Genomic DNA, 15,616 nt, shown 5'->3' on the forward strand with positions numbered 1-15,616 from the left:
CCGCATGGCGGCCTAACCCCGGCAGAGGCTCCACTTATCGACGCGGAGATTCTGTTCAGACAACCGGGACCAGCTCTCTTTAGCACACCCGCCACGAGGCTACTCCCCCGCAAGAACGCTGGCAGGCCACCTTCCACCACGGTGGCCGCGTGCCGGATGCGCGACGGAAGCCACGACGTTCGAAAGTGAAGTTGGGTCATTGATCCGTGTCGGCCTTCGAGGTCGGTCAAAGCTGATCAGGCCGATCAGGACCATCCGACCAGCCGGCCCAAGGCCTAGACTACTCCCGTTTCCGACAAGAATTGAGTGATAGCGTTTGCTGCGCCGGCAGGATTTTCAAATTGAAGAGCGTAGTGCCCCTCAACATCCACCACTTGCGCGTTGCGCCAGAAGAGCACGAGCTCATCGGCTTGCTCACGCGTAAGCGCGACGCCAAGGCTCGCCCGCATGATCAAGACGGGACATTCGACCCGTGCGGCGTAAGGACGGAGATTATAGCTGAGGTGCGCGAGCCCCTGCGCGACGCGTATCTTGTCATAGCGCGGGATCAACCGACCGTCGCCAGTATGCACGTAGTTGTGTTCGATTCGATGATGGAGCGCAGCATCCGGATCGTAAGTGAAAGGCTTTCTCGGCCTCATGAATGCATAGGCAGCTTCCTTCGATTTGAACTCATCAGGCTGACTTACAGTACTGTAGGCACCTTCGAGCACACTCTGCGCACTGTCGCGTGTGCCATAGAAGTTGCTGAGATGAGGACCGGCGATCAGCACAAGGGCTGACACACGCTGCGGATAACGGGCCGCGAAGACTTGGGCAACCCGGCCGCCGAGGGAGTGCCCGACAAGGATCGCACTATCAATCCCCAGTTCCTGCATGAAGATTGCGAGATCTTCGGCGTATTCTTGCGCCGAATAGTCGCCGTCAGCCTTGTCGGTGCGGCCATGCCCTCGCTGATCGGGAGCGTAGATTTGAAACCGGCCCCCCAGAGCTTCGGCCATGAATTCCCACATCCGACCATAGCCGAGAGAAGGATGCAGAAATATCAGGTTCGGTCGCGGCCCTGGCCACTCGTGGTAGTGCACGCCGAGTCCGTTCGAAAGCTTGACAGAATCTTGCCTGAAATGGCGCCGCATTCAAATATCCTCCACGGATCACCGCCTCGTCAGCCTCGGACGCAGACCGCATCGGCTCCAGCCGATCTTGCGCCTGCCGACACGAGGATCCGAGCCGCTCACCTTCTGTCGTCATCCGGAAGCGCAAGAAGCACAAAGGCCATTCGACATGGCTTTCCCGATCGGTTTGACCAGCTGTGGCTGGTTGCGCGCTGGATCAGGACATCACCGGCGCGCATAAGCGTTTCGCCCTTGTCCATCATGGCGTAGATCTCGCCTTCGAGCACGATCGCATAGTCCAGAGAGAGCGTTTTGTGAAACCAGAAGTGTCGACCGGGCCGATCTCCAACAACGTGGTTTTCAGCCAGGAATTCGGCGAGCTTCGCGGTGTTGATCTCTTCATCGGGCGGGAAGTCGGCGATCCTCAGCAGCGACCCGCCTTCGGAGTGAAATCCAAAAGCGTGACCGGCGGGCGCCGGATCATCTCCGGCGGCGGCGGCGGCGCCTGTAGCCCATGGGACCTGTGCCGCCGACGCAAACTTGGTGATCGTGACATTCGGCGTAGGCCCGTCCGACACGATTAAGGAGCGCCCCTCACTGTCTTCTCCCGTGACGATCCTTCGGACCGGCTTGTACTTGATTGCGGCCAAGGGGGTCGATTGCTCGTCTCTCAAATCACTCATCGATATCTGACCTTTTGATGCCCGGCAGGCATTTTAGATACAGTACGTTTCGTTTTGTCAAGAAGATGCAGGTCGCGGAGCAAGCGAAACGCTGGCTAACCCGGCGGCGGCTAGTCAATGAAAGGCAAGACCCGTCGGCACGGCCTCGCAAACACTCATGCCGTCCTTGTTCGAGACGGCGTCATGTTCGGCATAGAAAAGACGCGGAGATGGCAGCGGGATAAGGAGGTTTGGGAATTGGTAGAAGACAACGAGCGAGGATCGTCAGATTCGACGGATTGATATGCGCCACAGGTTGATCGCCGGCTGGTGCAGCAGATAAGACGTGCCGACTCTTCTTGAATGTCCGGACGCGAACTGCAAAGGCAGTCTGCCTACGCTCATTACCAAAGTAGCTGTGGTCGATAGCACGGTGATGTCAAACCGACAGGGCGGCGCGAAAGACCTCCGCAAGGTCCGCGGTTGCTGGGCGGACCCGCCGTGCGGCACCGCGCCTGCTATGTCGGTCCCTACGGCGCAGCAGCCATGTTGCGCTTGATCGGCAATGCCTAGCATCTACCTGGTAAGAACGAGCAACCGCCTCGAGCGCTACATCATTCTTGCACCGAACGGGCTTTCGTCGTGAGGGGGCGCGCCCGCTGCAACTTTATCGCGAGCAGGTTTAGTGTCCATCAGTTCGGGTGCGACCAGTGATGGCCGATGACGACGCCTTCGGAGAATATCTTGCGCGATCACGTCCTCCTGGCCTTCCTGACGGAGGTCGGGTGGCTTCCGGGGCGCCGCAGTGCCATTTCTGGTCTAATTCGCGGAGGTTGTACTAGCCTATGATCTATCTTCATCGCTGAGCGTCGCTAGGAAGTCCCGCTCTGGGTTCCACATCCAGGAGATGCGCGGGGGCGGGATTTTGGCGCTTATACGCGTACGCGCATAAATCGCCTCTATACGCGATCACGTATATTGACAATTTATACGCGCTCGCGTATCTGGACTTGATGGAGACGATTGCTCGCACACCTAAGCAGCTCGGGGCTGGTATCAGGCGATACCGGCGGCAGAAGAACCTCACCCAAGGCGGCTTGGGCGAGAAGATGCATGCGCGGCAAGCCACCGTATCCAAACTGGAAGCTGGCGAAGTCGCAACCCAGTTGCGCATCCTTATGGATGCTATTGCAGCGCTCGATCTCGAGCTCGTCATCCGGCCGCGCACAAAAGTGCCGGCCGACGCGATAGAAGATCTATTCTGATGGCGCGCCGCCCGGCCCGCGCGCCGCTCAATGTATACCTCAACGCAAGACTGGTCGGCCGGCTCCGCCGCGAGAGTAGCGGCGCGATCGACTTCCAATACGATAAGGATTGGCTCGGTTGGGAGAATGCGATTCCGGTTTCGGTCTCGCTTCCCTTGCGCGAAGACCGCTATATTGGTGATCCGGTTGTCGCCGTCTTCGACAACCTTCTTCCCGACAATGACGATATCCGCCGACGCGTTGCCGAACGCTCGCACGCGGACGGTGCAGATGCTTATAACCTGCTTTCCGCTATCGGCCGCGATTGCGTCGGAGCCCTGCAATTCCTTCCTGACGGTGCCCCGCCGGGCGCGGCGGGTGCCATCGATGCCCGCATGGCGAGCGACGACGACATCGCAGGAATGCTGGCCAATCTCGCCAGCAACCCACTTGGCATCGGTCCGGACCAAGACTTTCGCATTTCTTTGGCGGGGGCGCAGGAAAAGACGGCCCTCCTCTATTGGAACGATAAGTGGCACATACCCCACGGTACGACCGCCACCACCCACATCATCAAGCCGCAGATCGGCCGCCTGGCGAACGGGATCGACTTGACCGACAGCGTCGAGAACGAGCACCTTTGCCTGGAGCTCGTCGCCGCACTGGGCTTGCCAGCCGCGAAATCACGCATCGTCGATTTTGCGGACCGGCGCGTCCTCGTCATCGAACGCTTCGACCGCATTTGGGCGCGTGACGGACGGCTGTTGCGTATACCGCAAGAGGATTGTTGCCAGGCGCTTTCTGTCCCGCCAGCGCGCAAATACGAAGGCGATGGCGGTCCCGGTATCCGCAAGATTTCCGACTTCCTCAAGGGAAGCGATACGCCCGAAGCCGACCAAGCGATCTTCTTCAAAGCCCAGATCGTGTTCTGGCTTCTCGCTGCAACTGACGGTCATGCCAAGAACTTCAGCATCCGCCTCGCACCTGGCGGGCGGTTCGTGCTGACGCCGCTCTACGACATTATTTCCACCCAGCCGAGCCTCGACGCCAAGCAGATCACGCAAAATCAGATGAAGCTAGCCATGGCGGTCGGGGACAAGCGGCATTACGTGGTGCACACGGTGGTCGGCCGGCATTTCGTACAAACTGCGAAGAGCTGCGGTCTGTCTGACAAAATTGTCGCCGGCGTCTTCCAACAACTGAACGATACCGCCGCCAACAGCATCGACCAGGTTCTAAGTGCACTTCCGAAGGGCTTCCCGGAGAAAATGGCCAACTCGATTGCCGAAAGCGCGCTGCGCCGTCTAAAGTTGCTGACGGTCGATGGCAAGGAGTGACATACTCGGGGAGTGCTCCTGAAAGCACTGAGCTGATCGAGCAACTGCGTATCGCGGCGTACGCTATATCACTGGCGCCGTCATGCCGCTGACAGCTTGTTCCGTGATTCTGCGCGCGATCAAAGCGGCTCCACGTTGGTTTCGTACACCAGGTGAATGGTGGACGAGTAGCTCAACCCGGCTGGCTTTCACCTTTGAGACCCGGGGCGGGGACATTCCCGCCATCCGGCTCTCGGCGAGATAACCAGCGTCATATCTGCACCTGTCCTCGACACACGCGGACACCGTGGCTCCTGGCCGGACAAGGGCTGCGAGTGTATGCCGGAGCGTGGGGACCGCTCGCCTATGGCAATGCCGGCCCTCTTCTGATCGTAACAGGGACACGATAGAGAGCGTTTCTCCTTCCGTCGTCCGGCTGACGCTCTCCGGAAAGGGAGGTCGCGCGCGAGACGATGCTTCGTTGTTCCGAGACCACCTCAAAGTCACAGACGAATTTGGTCCAAGAACGGCCGGTCGGCTCCTCGAGCGCGCACCCCTTCCAGGAAAGTCCCGCATCCAGACTAATCTCGACGCCCGCAAGGCCGTCATCCGCCCACGCCCAACCCCATGCTCGAATAGATGTCCCCTGCTCCAGCACGGTCCCCGGTGCTGGCCACACGATGATCGATTGCGGGGCAATGTTCCAGACCGGGCGCGTCACGCCTTCGGCAAGGATGTCGTTGTACCAACGCGTCGTAAAGGGACCAAGAGCGCGCTCTTTGCGAAGCTCGATCCTTCGCAGCCATTTCACGCTGTTGGTCCCGTAGAACCCTGGCACCACGAGCCGCAGCGGATAACCATGCTCGGGCGACAGCGGTTCGCCGTTCATCTCGTAGGCCAGGAGGACGTCGGCTCCGACGCGGGAGCGAGGAAGATCCTTCGTGTATTGTCCGCAATCCAAGCCGCCGAACTCGCCCGAGTCCGCGCCGGTAGACCAGACAAAGGCCGCCCCGGAGTCCGGCTCGACGAGTCGGAAGACATCGTCCAGACGCACCCCGCCCCAGGTCACGTTGCAGACGCGCTGCGTCGGTCTATCCGGAGCTAGCGGGCTTCCGGCGCATTGATGCACAGACGAGACACTCACCTTGGGCATCTGCTTGAGATCCCTTACCGTGAGCCGCATCGGCCGGTGGACCATGCCCGCGACTTCGATCTCCCATGCGTCGCCGTCGCTCGCCTCGAGGACGCCCAGGTGGCAGAGAACGATGCAGTCCTTTGTCGGCGTCGTCCGCTCGGTCAGCATGTGGGGTTCGGCTGGAATTCGCCCGTAGAAGCCCCTTATCTTGTAGGTGAATGCTTCAGACATCGACTTTATCCGTAGCGATACCGCGATCCAAGCGAAGCCGACCTGTGACGCCTGAACCATCAGCCGCAGCATGGACAACAGCTCTAGAACTCGTTCAGGTAGGCGTTGTCGCGCTCGAAGACGCGAGACAGATGGCGGCTCACGGTCCGGACGCGCCCGAGGAACTGTAGGTCTTCGTGGACCGAGTGAAAGACGTCCCGATAGACCTTCACCTGGTCGGGAAGCACCGGGATCAGCCTTGGATCGGCCTTCGCGGAGAACAGGGGCAGCAATCCAATCCCGGCTCCCGCAGCGATCGCTTGCTGCTGCGCGTGCATGCTCGACGACCTGAAAGCGACATTCGTAGGATCCAGCACATCGAGCAGCCAGCGGACGGGTTGAATTGCGATCAGATCCTCCACGTAGTCCACAAAGGTATGGGCCGGCAGTTCGTCCCGGTCCCTCGGCGCACCGCGTTGATCGAGATAACCTTGACTGGCGTAGAGGGCTAGTCGGAACGAGCCGAGCTTCTTGACCTCGAGTTTCGCTCCGGTAGGGTGCACGAAGCTGATGAAGATATCGGCCTCGCGTTTAGTAAGGCTGATGATGTGCCGTTCAGTCACCAGCTCGACGGTAATGCCTGGACTCTGAACCGCGAGTTCGGCGAAGCGCTGGGCCAGGAAGAAGGCTCCGATACCCTCCATCGTCACCACACGGACCCTCCCCGCTGCGGTCGCATTGTCCGCCCCCATGGCTGGCTCGACAGCTGAGGCCTCCTGTTCTATGCGCTCCGCGATGTCGAACAAACGATGCCCGCGCTCCGTCAGCACAAAGCCGTCGCGGTTGCGGTCGAAGAGCTTGACGGAAAGATCCTTCTCCAGTTCGGCGATCCGGCGGCTCACCGTAGTATGATCGACCTTCAAGCGACGGGCGACGGGCGCCAGCCGCCCCTGGCGGGCAAGCTCCAAAAAGAATACGAGATCGTTCCAATCGAACAATGCGGCCGCCCGTTTCCCGATCCACTCGAATAGGCATCCCGACATAATCCGGGACAGCTGACGATATCGACACTGTAGCCTTCCATCGGACCTTGGCCAATGGCGGCCCGGACGCTCGTGAGACCACCGTTTCGGCAATTCCCGCGTTTCAAGGTCCCTCGATCAGACATAGTGAGGCCTTTCGAAGGGTCGCCCCTAGGTCTTTTGCAGACTCGCCAGGTATTCCTCCGGCTTGGCGGAATCGAACTCGCGACCGAGAATTTGCTCCTTGCCGAAGGCGATCGGCGGAGGTTCGATACCCTCCTCCTTCAGGATCCGCGCCGCGTCGGTCGCCAGCATCACCTTCTCGGCAAGAGCCTTGTAGTTGATGTCCTCCTTCAGCATCTTCCACCGCTTCAACTGCGTCATGAGCCAGACGGCGGCGGAGTATTGCGGGAAGGGCCGATAATCGACGCGCTTCGGGTCCTCCTTAATCGCTCCAAGCCCGTCCGCGTACCGCCCGGTGATGACCTGGTCGATGACGACTTCGGGCGCGTTCAGGTATTGCGGCTTGGATAGGACTTTCGCCATCCCGGCACGGTTTCGGTCGTCAGAGACGTGAAGGCTGGCCGCCACGATCGCCCGGTAAAAGGCCATAAAGGTGTTCGGGTTCTGCGTAATCCAGCTCTCCGCCGCCGATACTGCGCAGCACGGGTGACCATCCCATATTTCGCGCGAAATGAGGTGGATGAAGCCCGCGCCTTCGAACACTGCACGCTGTCCGCCCGGCTCGCCACCGAAGAAACCATCGATGCTGCCGACCCGCAGATTCGAAACGTATTCCGTCGGCGGGACGACGCGATATTTTACGTCGTTGTCAGGATCGAGGCCGTGCGCGGCAAGATAGTTGCGCAACTGCAATGCCTGATGGCTCTGGTCGAAGGGGACGGCGAAGGTCATCCCTTTCCAGTTTTTCGGATCGCGATTGTCCTTATGCCTCATCGCGAGAACGAGCGAGTTGCCGTTCTGGTTGAGGATGGTCAGAACCTTGATCGATTGCTGGTTGCCGCCGAGACCTGCCGTCATCGTGAGAGGCACGGGCATGACCTGCTGCGAGACGTCGAGTTCGCCGTTCACCATCTTGTCCCTGATAAGGGCGATACCCGCGATCTTCTGCAGCGAGACCTCAAGACCCTCCTTTGCGTAGGAGCCGATCTGTTCGCCGTAGATCAAGGGCGCAGCACACGTGATGGCCAGGAAGCCAACGTTGAGCTTGGTTTTTTCAAGCGGCTTCTTCTCTTGCGCGATGGCTTGGAGGGTCGACACCGGGAGAATGTTACTAAGGGCACCCAGAAGGGTCGCGGCGCCAACCGACTTCAGAAGCTGCCGTCGAAGAACAGGTTCCGGAAACAGGGCATGCAGGAGGGACTGCTCGATTCCGTGCGCCAAGGTCTTTTCGACCGTTGTCCTGGGCGCGTCGCTCGGGGCGCAACAGAAGCAGCCCCTCACCCGGAATAGTCGATCGCGAAATCTGTCGCTCAATGCCGCCTCCTCTGTTGCAATCCATCTAACCGGTGGATCAGTTCGCAGGCTGAATATCGGGGGAACTCTGAAGACGTTCGCCCAACTCGGTCCTCTCCATTTCTGTCAGCGCATCGACGAATGTGGCCGGCACCAGACGCTTTCGGCTGACGGTCAGATCGAAGACATCGAACCGGTTGTAGTAGCCGACAACATCGTGGAACTGCTTGGGTTCGATGCAGCGACGCAGGTCGAACTCGGCATACGCGATACCCTCCTCGTCCTGAAGCGCGTCTCCCAAAGTCTCGCCGGTTGGGTCGACGAAGAAGCTCACCGCGCGGGGCGTCGCGTCGATCACGTCCGCAACGGTCGAATCCCGTTCTATGAGGAAGTCGCGCAGCGCCTTGTCCATGAAGCCAGCTGTGATGATGCCGAACGCCTTTGCCTCGAATGAGTGTGCGCTCGCGCGGATGCGGTTTGCGCCGACGTTGTTGAAGTTTCCTCCGCCTTTGGGCCGTCGGGTCGGCCACATGGGCGGCCAACTCGAAATGTGGACCTGCTCCGCCTGAGCCATCAGACTGTATCGGGCGAGAGGATTGGTGTTCTCGCCGCAGATCAGATTGCCGACGCGTCCAACCGGGGTATCAACGACCCGGAGACCTTCGCCATCCCCCGCCGCCCATACGAGCTTTTCGTAGAAGGTCGGAACCAGCTTGCGGTGATGATTTAGCACGACTCCGTCGGGGCCGATGATGATGTTGCTGTTCCAGATCAGCCCCACGCTGACGGGCGAACTCTCGCTAATACCCATCGAAATGGTGACGCCGAGCGTGCGCGCTTCGTTGCGGATAGCTGCGATCTCGGGACCGTTTGCGGCGACCGACTGCTCGGCCATGCGCACGAATAGATCGTGGTTGTCGATCGGCGCCCAGAGAGCTGCCCAGACTGGGAAAGCGGGAATGTAGGTTTCGGGGAACGCGATCAGTTGCGCTCCTGCTTTCGCGGCTTCGCGGATGATGGAAACGGCCTTCGAAGTAGTGGCCGTCTTATCGAGAAAGATTGGAGCGGCATGCACCGCGGCGACCTTGACCTGTGAAGACATGGATTTTCTCTCGTTCGAATTGATACCGTGATGTCAGGCCGACAGCCTCTCGCCGTCGAAGTAGCTCGACAGGCCCGTCCCCGGCGCACAGTTCACGTACTCGAAGACGTTCCCCTGCTGCGGAATGACGAACACTTCGTGCCAGGTCCGCAGTTGGTTGGCCTTTCCGTATCTTCGGTAGCGCGCGATAGCCGCCGAAAAAATCGCTTCGTGCGACGCGTGATGCTCCGCCCAGTTCTCCATGTGCTTGAGCGATAGGAAGTAGCCCAGCGCGTGCGTCTCGAGCACAGATTCGCCAGCGATGTCGCATGTCTGCTGAAAGCGTAGCGAAGCGCACCCGGTGGCAGTGGGGCTCTCCTTGAGGAAATCCATGCCGCGCAGAAGAGGAGCGCGCAGTTCGCGCATATAGTCCTCCGTCTGAGACGGATCGCAGCGCCCCCAGAATGCCGCTGACCGGATGATCGCGAGATTTTCGGGCGTGACGATACGCCAGCGCGCCCCCTTCGTCGGCCGCTCCTGCGGAGCCGGCAGATCGGGCATTGGCGATTCCAGCTTGTCCGCCGCAGCCAGCGGAATGCGGTCCCGCATCGCGCCGTAGTAGCCGCAATAGGGCGTCGGATAGATCGCCACTTCCTTGGAAAGCATCAAACCGGCGGGGTAGTCCAACCAATAGATGCTCTCCTGGCGGTCGACAGGAACAGTGATGCTTTCGCGGAAACAACCGGTCGGTTCGGCTAGGCGTGCCTCGTTCTCCCACCACGATTTCACGTGGGGGTCGGTCATCCAGTCGTCGCGCTTCTGCCGGTCGACCCAATACGCGGACACGATATGAGTGTGCAGGCCGTTCTGATCCACGAACCAAGCGTGATCGTGGACCGTCGGGCCGTTGCGCAACATGAGCGCCGCCTCTATCCACCGGAAGAACGGCGAAGCCTGCACCTCCTCCGCCGACTTTCCCTGAACGCCATGGAAGGCAACGCAGATCTCCTCGCAGCCGTTCACGAACGCGGTCGACCATCGCTGGACGACCGGTTCGAAACCCTTCGGCTTTCGCAGCGGATTTACCCGCTCGTGTATCTGGATGGTCATTTCCTTGCGCTCTCCCTTAATGGACGCCGAAATACGCTCTGTGCAGTTCGGGATTCTGCATGAGCGTCTCGGCGTCTCCTTCGGCCATCACCTGGCCTTGAACGAGTACGTAGCCATAGTCCGCAACCTGCAGCGTTTGCCGGACGTTCTGCTCAACCAACAGGATTGAAAGTCCCGCGGCCTTGAGCCTCTTCACGATCGCGAATACCTCGGACACGAACAGCGGCGAAAGACCGAGAGACGGCTCGTCGAAGACGATCAGTTCCGGGTCCGTCATCAGACCGCGGGCGATTGAGAGCATCGAGCGCTCTCCGCCGGACAAAGTCCCGGCGAGTTGGCCGGATCGTTCCTTAAGCCTCGGAAACGTCTCGAATAGCTCCTCCATTCGGGCCGCGACGCGGGCATTGTCCCGAATGAGAAGTCCCCCTACCTGGAGATTTTCCGACACCGTCATCTTCGGAAGGACGCGATTTCCCTCAGGGACTGTCGCTATCCCGAGGGCGGCAATCCGGTGCGTGGGCATCCGCGCGATCGCATCGCCTCCGAAGTAGATATCGCCTTTCCGTGCCCGGTTGAGGCCGAGGATCGTCCGGATGAGCGTGCTCTTGCCGGCGCCGTTGGCCCCGAGGATACACGTTACCTGACCAGGCTTCGCCTCCACGTTCACGTTCTTTAGGACGTCCGCTTTGTCGTAACCAGCCGTGACGCCGATGACCGACAGCTTGCGGGAGATCTCGGACGTGATCTTCATGCGTCCTCTCCCAGATAGGCAGTCTGCACGTCCCGGTCCGCTATCAGCGCGTCGAACACCCCTTCGAAGATCTTGCGGCCGAAATTCAGCACGACGCAGCGGTCGGATACCCTGCGGATCACATCCATCTCGTGCTCGACCAGGACCACGGCGAGCCCCGGAAGCTCGGCCCGGAACGCCAGAAGATCGGACATGAGTTGACGGGTCTCATCCTGGGTCATGCCTGCCGACGGTTCGTCGAGGAGCAGCACGCGCGGCTTGGCTATCAGCGCCCTGCATATCTCGATGCGCCGCCGGTCAATCATCGTGAAAGAGCCGGCGGGCTGGAACAGACGGTCGGCCATGACCGGGTTGAAGCGGCCGGCCAGCGCGCGCACCTCATGGACCGACGCCTCGAGTTCGGCGCGCCAGCGTCCGCGGCGGAAGATGTTCGTCGTCAGCCCGAGATCAAGGGACGAGAGTTTGCCGACTACGATATTGTCGAATGCGCTTTGTTCGAGCATGAGGCGCGATCGCTGGAACGTTCGGGCAATGCCTGCCTGCCCGATCGTTTGGGGGGATTTTGCGAAGATATCGAGGCCCTCCAACCTTACGGTTCCCGCAACTGGGCGATAGAGGCCTGTCACGACGTTGAAGAACGTCGTCTTACCGGAGCCATTGGGTCCGACGAGACCTACGGTTTCGCCGCGATCGAGCGTGAAATCAAGGCGGTCCAAAGCGACCAGACCGTCGAAACGCATCGTCAATCCCGTGCACGCGAGCAGAGTTCCGCTCACAGCCCCTCCTCCCGACTCGCGGAAAAGCGGGAGAAGTCCCGCACCGGCCGCGGCAAAATGCCCAGCGGTCTAAAGAGCAGGATACAGAGCACCAGCACCGCGAAGATGAGCAGGCGATACTCCTGGATCGCCTGCAGCTTCTCCGGGAGGACGATGATGATGCCCGCGGCGACGACTGCGCCCCACATGTTTCCTAGCCCGCCGAGCACGACGATCGACAGCAACAGGAGTGATTCCCCCAGACCAGCTCCGTTGGGAGTGACGAAGCCGTTCATCATGCCGTAGACGGCGCCGGCGACACCCACGATGGCGTTGCCCAGGATGAACGCGACGGCCTTCCAGCGCACGATCGAGAGCCCAAACACTGATGCGGCCGTTTCGTCACTGCGGACGGCGTCCAGCGCGACCCCGATCCAGGAGGCCTCGAGGCGCCTGGCGAAGGCGAACGCAAGCGCGAACAGGACAACCGAGAGGATCGCATACGGAAAGTAGAACGAAACGTCCCACGGGCCGATCGAAGTTGTCTGGCTGAAGTCGATGCCGCCGAGCGAAAAGCCCTTGATCTTCATTCCCTGCGGTCCCCCGAGGGTGTCGTTCACCTCGAGGAGGGTGCGCAGGAGCAGCCCGAACGCCATGGTAACCAGCGCTGCGTAGTGTCCGCGTGTGCGGAGGACCGGAAGCAGCAGTACGAGGCCTAGCGCGCCAGTGACCACACCGCTGATCGCCAATACCGCGAGATGAGGCAGGCCCGGATAAGCCGTGAGCACCGCGGCGGTGTACGATCCGATCACGAAGAAGGCGGCCCCCGCAAAATTCACGATGCCGGCGAACGCGAGTTGGATGTTCAAACCGATGCATGCCGTCGCGAAGAGCGCGACTGTCGAAAGCATCAGCAGCGTATAGTGCTCTCCACTGAAGACGGCCGCGATCGTCAAAGCAGCCATCATCGCGAGCGTGTTAGTGAACCCGCTGAAATCGTCGCAGATGGCCGCGATCTCCCTGCCCGCCGCCGATCTGTCGGCGAGCGCGAACACGACCAGGAATACCGCGACTGTGCCGAGCACCTGCGCCTGGGATTCCGAATGGATCACAAACGCGCCACCTCCGAGAAGAAACAGCACGGTGGAGGCCGCGACCGCGCGCGGGAAGCGCTGAAGTCGCATCATCAGGGACAGGGATGGCGCGGAGGCCGGAAAACTGCTCATCCTACACCCGCTCGCTTCTGCGCTCGGCAATCAGGCCGGTGGGAAACAGACCGATCAACACGATCACGGCGGCAAAGGCGATTACATCCTTGTAGGCGCTCGAGAGCGGCAGGACTACGACGACCAACGTCTGCACACCGGCGAACAGAAAGCCGCCGATGATCGGCCCGAGCAGGCTTCCGAGCCCCCCTACGACGGCAGAAGCGAAGCCGATGACACCAAGAAGTAGCCCCATGTTGAAGTTGATCTCCCGGTAGTAGAGCCCGAGCATGCAGCCGGCGAAGGCCGCAAGCGCGGAGCCAAGGGCGAACGTGCCCAGGACGACGCGCTGGAAATCGACGCCAGCGAGCCTGGCGACTTCACCGTCCTGCGCCACAGCGCGGATGGCCAATCCCATTCGGGATCGCGAAATCAGAATGTGCGTCGCGAATACCAGCGCCAGACCCGCGCAGAGGATAATGACGCTATCGAAACCGACGCTGAAGGAGCCGAGCCGGATGGATCCGGCCGGCAGCAGCGCAGGGAAGGGCTTCGGATTGCTGCCGTTGGGAACGCCCAGTCGAATTGCTTCACGGAGCACGGTTCCCGCCATGAGCGTCGCCAGGAGAACGTTGACGGCGGGCGCCTGGCGCAGCGGCAGGATCAGGAAGCGGCCAATCAGCGATCCCACCAGACCGCCGATCGCGACGGCCGCGGCGATGCCCGCTCCCAGCGCGACGAGCGGGGGAAGTGCGACCAGGCCCCCGGCGATTCCGACAGCGCCCAGGCTCGAAAACGCCCCAACTGTCACAACATCGCCGTGGGAAAACTTGATCACATCGAGCACGCCAAAAAACAGCGAGAAGCCTACGGCGATCATCGCGTAAATGACGCCGAGCATTACGCCGTTGAACACCTGCTGCGCCAGTATTCCGAGGTCCATCGCACGATTCCGAAGTTCGGGGAGTGATGGCCGCCGCGCGTCTCAATGCGCGTGGCAGCCACTCTTAAATCCGTCAGTCCTTTCCGACCTTCTTCTTGCCGGTCGCGTAGTCACTATCCGGCCAATAAACCCACTTCCCACCCTGGGCGACGTAGACGTTTGCGCTCATGATGTTTTGGCGGTGGTCGTCGAAGTTGATCTCGCCGACGAGCGCCTTGTACCCTTTCGTTCCGTTCAGTTCGGCCTTCACCTTCTTGCGGTCTGGGCCGACCTTCTCAATCGCATCCATGATCAGGTTCGCAGCCGAATAGGCGAACGGCCCGTACGCGTCCGGATCCTCGCGGAAACCGGCTTTGGCGTACGCCTCCTGGAAGGCTTGGCCCTCAGCATACTTGCTCAAAGGCGCGCCATTATGGAACGAGACCGTTCCTTCGCTCGCCACGCCTGCGCCCTCGATATAGCCCGCCGTCATGATGCCGGAGACCCCAGCGAACTGGGCCTGAACACCCACGCGATCCATCTGTGACCGCAGGCGGACGCCGAGGGGCGTCAAGCCGCCAACCATGATCACGTCCGGCTTCAGTTCCTTGATCTTGGTGAGTTCTGCCGTGAAGTCCTGCTGATCGGGACTTACTGGAAAGGTAGCGAGGATCTCACCGCCGGTCGGCTTCAGGTACTCGGAAAAATACTTGAATTGGCCTTTGCCGTAGTCGGTAGTATCGTGAATCATCACGAACTTCTTGTAGCCTTGCTTGGTCAGGAATTCCGCGGCCAGCTTGCCTTCGTTTATCATCGTGCCATTGACGCGATGGACTTCTTTATAGTCGTTGCCGTACGTGATCTCCGGCAGGATCGCTCCCCAGACGACGACCGGCAGCCCGAAGCGCGCATAGGTATCGACAGTCGCGATGCCGACGGCGGAGCAGTAATGCGTCACGCCGGCGACGATCGAATTGTCGGACGCCGCCTTGGTCGCGACCTGAATACCGACATTGGGCTTGCACTCGTCGTCGTAAGTGACGAGTTCATAGGTGTACTTCGCGTTCGCGTCTGAATTCCTCTGCTGTACCGCTAAGGTTGCCGAATTCCGTCCGCCGAGGCCCGGTGCCGAATTGCCACCGGACAACGGGCCGATGAAGGCGAACTTGACGATATCCTTTGCCGCTGCCGGGGCGGATACCCAAGCACTCAGCAGAACAGCGCTGCCCAAAAGTGAAAGAACTTTTCGCTTTGTGATCATATTGTCTCGCTCCCCCGTCGGTCTGGTAGGAGCGTAACTGCGTCTAGATTTGCACCGCCATTGGGAATCTTCGCAAGGTGCTGTGCGGAGACGAACCCACCTGCCCGTTTTATGCGCTGTGGCAGCATCTATGCGATGCATCGTGCCGATTGCTAGCGCAATACCGCCTCCCGACACCACTTTGGTCGATCATGGACGATTCGACGCGAGACCCATCTCCCACAAGCGAGCATACGGCACGGGCTTAATGCTACTCTCTAGAGAACCACCGAGCAGATGACGCGGCGAGGTGGTACGTGGCCCGGGTCGACGCCACGGCGTCAATTCGTAGGTCGCCGTTGTCGTCGACCA

The 15,616-nt window shown here is 60.6% G+C and carries 14 protein-coding genes; 2 read left to right on the forward strand and 12 right to left on the reverse strand.

The window, feature by feature from the left end:
- Positions 1–275: 275 nt before the first annotated feature.
- Together AC0L3K_RS35625 and AC0L3K_RS35630 are read right to left on the reverse strand one after the other, a co-directional pair.
- The gene (locus tag AC0L3K_RS35625) at positions 276–1,136 is read right to left on the reverse strand and encodes an alpha/beta fold hydrolase (protein ID WP_473367768.1); all 861 of its coding nucleotides are present in this window, start codon (positions 1,134–1,136) and stop codon (positions 276–278) included.
- A gap of 98 nt (positions 1,137–1,234) precedes the next feature.
- Positions 1,235–1,765 carry a cupin domain-containing protein gene (locus tag AC0L3K_RS35630; protein WP_473367769.1) on the reverse strand — a complete coding sequence of 177 codons (531 nt, stop codon included), beginning with the start codon at positions 1,763–1,765 and terminating at the stop codon, positions 1,235–1,237.
- A 1,025-nt stretch (positions 1,766–2,790) separates the two neighbouring features.
- Here AC0L3K_RS35630 and AC0L3K_RS35635 point away from each other — a divergent pair.
- A complete protein-coding gene (locus tag AC0L3K_RS35635) occupies positions 2,791–3,042 on the forward strand; it encodes a helix-turn-helix domain-containing protein (protein ID WP_473367770.1) in 252 nt (83 codons plus the stop codon).
- A complete protein-coding gene (locus AC0L3K_RS35640) occupies positions 3,042–4,358 on the forward strand; it encodes a type II toxin-antitoxin system HipA family toxin (RefSeq protein WP_473367771.1) in 1,317 nt (438 codons plus the stop codon). The genes AC0L3K_RS35635 and AC0L3K_RS35640 overlap by 1 nt, the downstream gene beginning before the upstream one ends.
- A gap of 343 nt (positions 4,359–4,701) precedes the next feature.
- On the opposite strand, the gene AC0L3K_RS35645 is transcribed toward AC0L3K_RS35640, so the two are convergent.
- From AC0L3K_RS35645 to AC0L3K_RS35690, 10 genes are all read right to left on the reverse strand, one after another.
- Positions 4,702–5,775 carry a molybdopterin-dependent oxidoreductase gene (locus tag AC0L3K_RS35645; protein WP_473367772.1) on the reverse strand — a complete coding sequence of 358 codons (1,074 nt, stop codon included), beginning with the start codon at positions 5,773–5,775 and terminating at the stop codon, positions 4,702–4,704.
- 11 nt (positions 5,776–5,786) lie between these two features.
- Complete coding sequence (locus AC0L3K_RS35650; RefSeq protein WP_473367773.1) at positions 5,787–6,680, reverse strand: LysR family transcriptional regulator; 894 nt, start codon at positions 6,678–6,680, stop codon at positions 5,787–5,789.
- Between the two features lie 195 nt (positions 6,681–6,875).
- Entirely contained in the window at positions 6,876–8,108 is a 1,233-nt protein-coding gene (locus AC0L3K_RS35655) for a CmpA/NrtA family ABC transporter substrate-binding protein (protein WP_473367774.1), read from the reverse strand.
- Positions 8,109–8,238: 130 nt separating this feature from the next.
- A complete protein-coding gene (locus AC0L3K_RS35660) occupies positions 8,239–9,282 on the reverse strand; it encodes a carbon-nitrogen hydrolase family protein (RefSeq protein ID WP_473367775.1) in 1,044 nt (347 codons plus the stop codon).
- A 33-nt stretch (positions 9,283–9,315) separates the two neighbouring features.
- The gene (locus tag AC0L3K_RS35665; RefSeq protein ID WP_473367776.1) at positions 9,316–10,371 is read right to left on the reverse strand and encodes a phenylacetaldoxime dehydratase family protein; all 1,056 of its coding nucleotides are present in this window, start codon (positions 10,369–10,371) and stop codon (positions 9,316–9,318) included.
- A gap of 16 nt (positions 10,372–10,387) precedes the next feature.
- Positions 10,388–11,122, reverse strand: a complete 735-nt coding sequence (locus AC0L3K_RS35670; protein ID WP_473367777.1) for an ABC transporter ATP-binding protein — start codon at positions 11,120–11,122, stop codon at positions 10,388–10,390.
- Positions 11,119–11,862, reverse strand: coding sequence for an ABC transporter ATP-binding protein (locus AC0L3K_RS35675; protein WP_473367778.1), 744 nt, complete (start codon positions 11,860–11,862; stop codon positions 11,119–11,121). Before AC0L3K_RS35675 ends, AC0L3K_RS35670 begins: the two co-directional genes overlap by 4 nt.
- A gap of 32 nt (positions 11,863–11,894) precedes the next feature.
- Entirely contained in the window at positions 11,895–13,019 is a 1,125-nt protein-coding gene (locus AC0L3K_RS35680) for a branched-chain amino acid ABC transporter permease (RefSeq protein WP_473367779.1), read from the reverse strand.
- Between the two features lie 85 nt (positions 13,020–13,104).
- Positions 13,105–14,025: a branched-chain amino acid ABC transporter permease gene (locus AC0L3K_RS35685; RefSeq protein WP_473367780.1), complete on the reverse strand. Its 921-nt coding sequence runs from the start codon at positions 14,023–14,025 to the stop codon at positions 13,105–13,107.
- A 73-nt stretch (positions 14,026–14,098) separates the two neighbouring features.
- Entirely contained in the window at positions 14,099–15,265 is a 1,167-nt protein-coding gene (locus AC0L3K_RS35690; RefSeq protein WP_473367781.1) for a branched-chain amino acid ABC transporter substrate-binding protein, read from the reverse strand.
- Positions 15,266–15,616: the final 351 nt, after the last annotated feature.

The organism is Bradyrhizobium sp. MI1.10 (genome assembly GCF_055811035.1).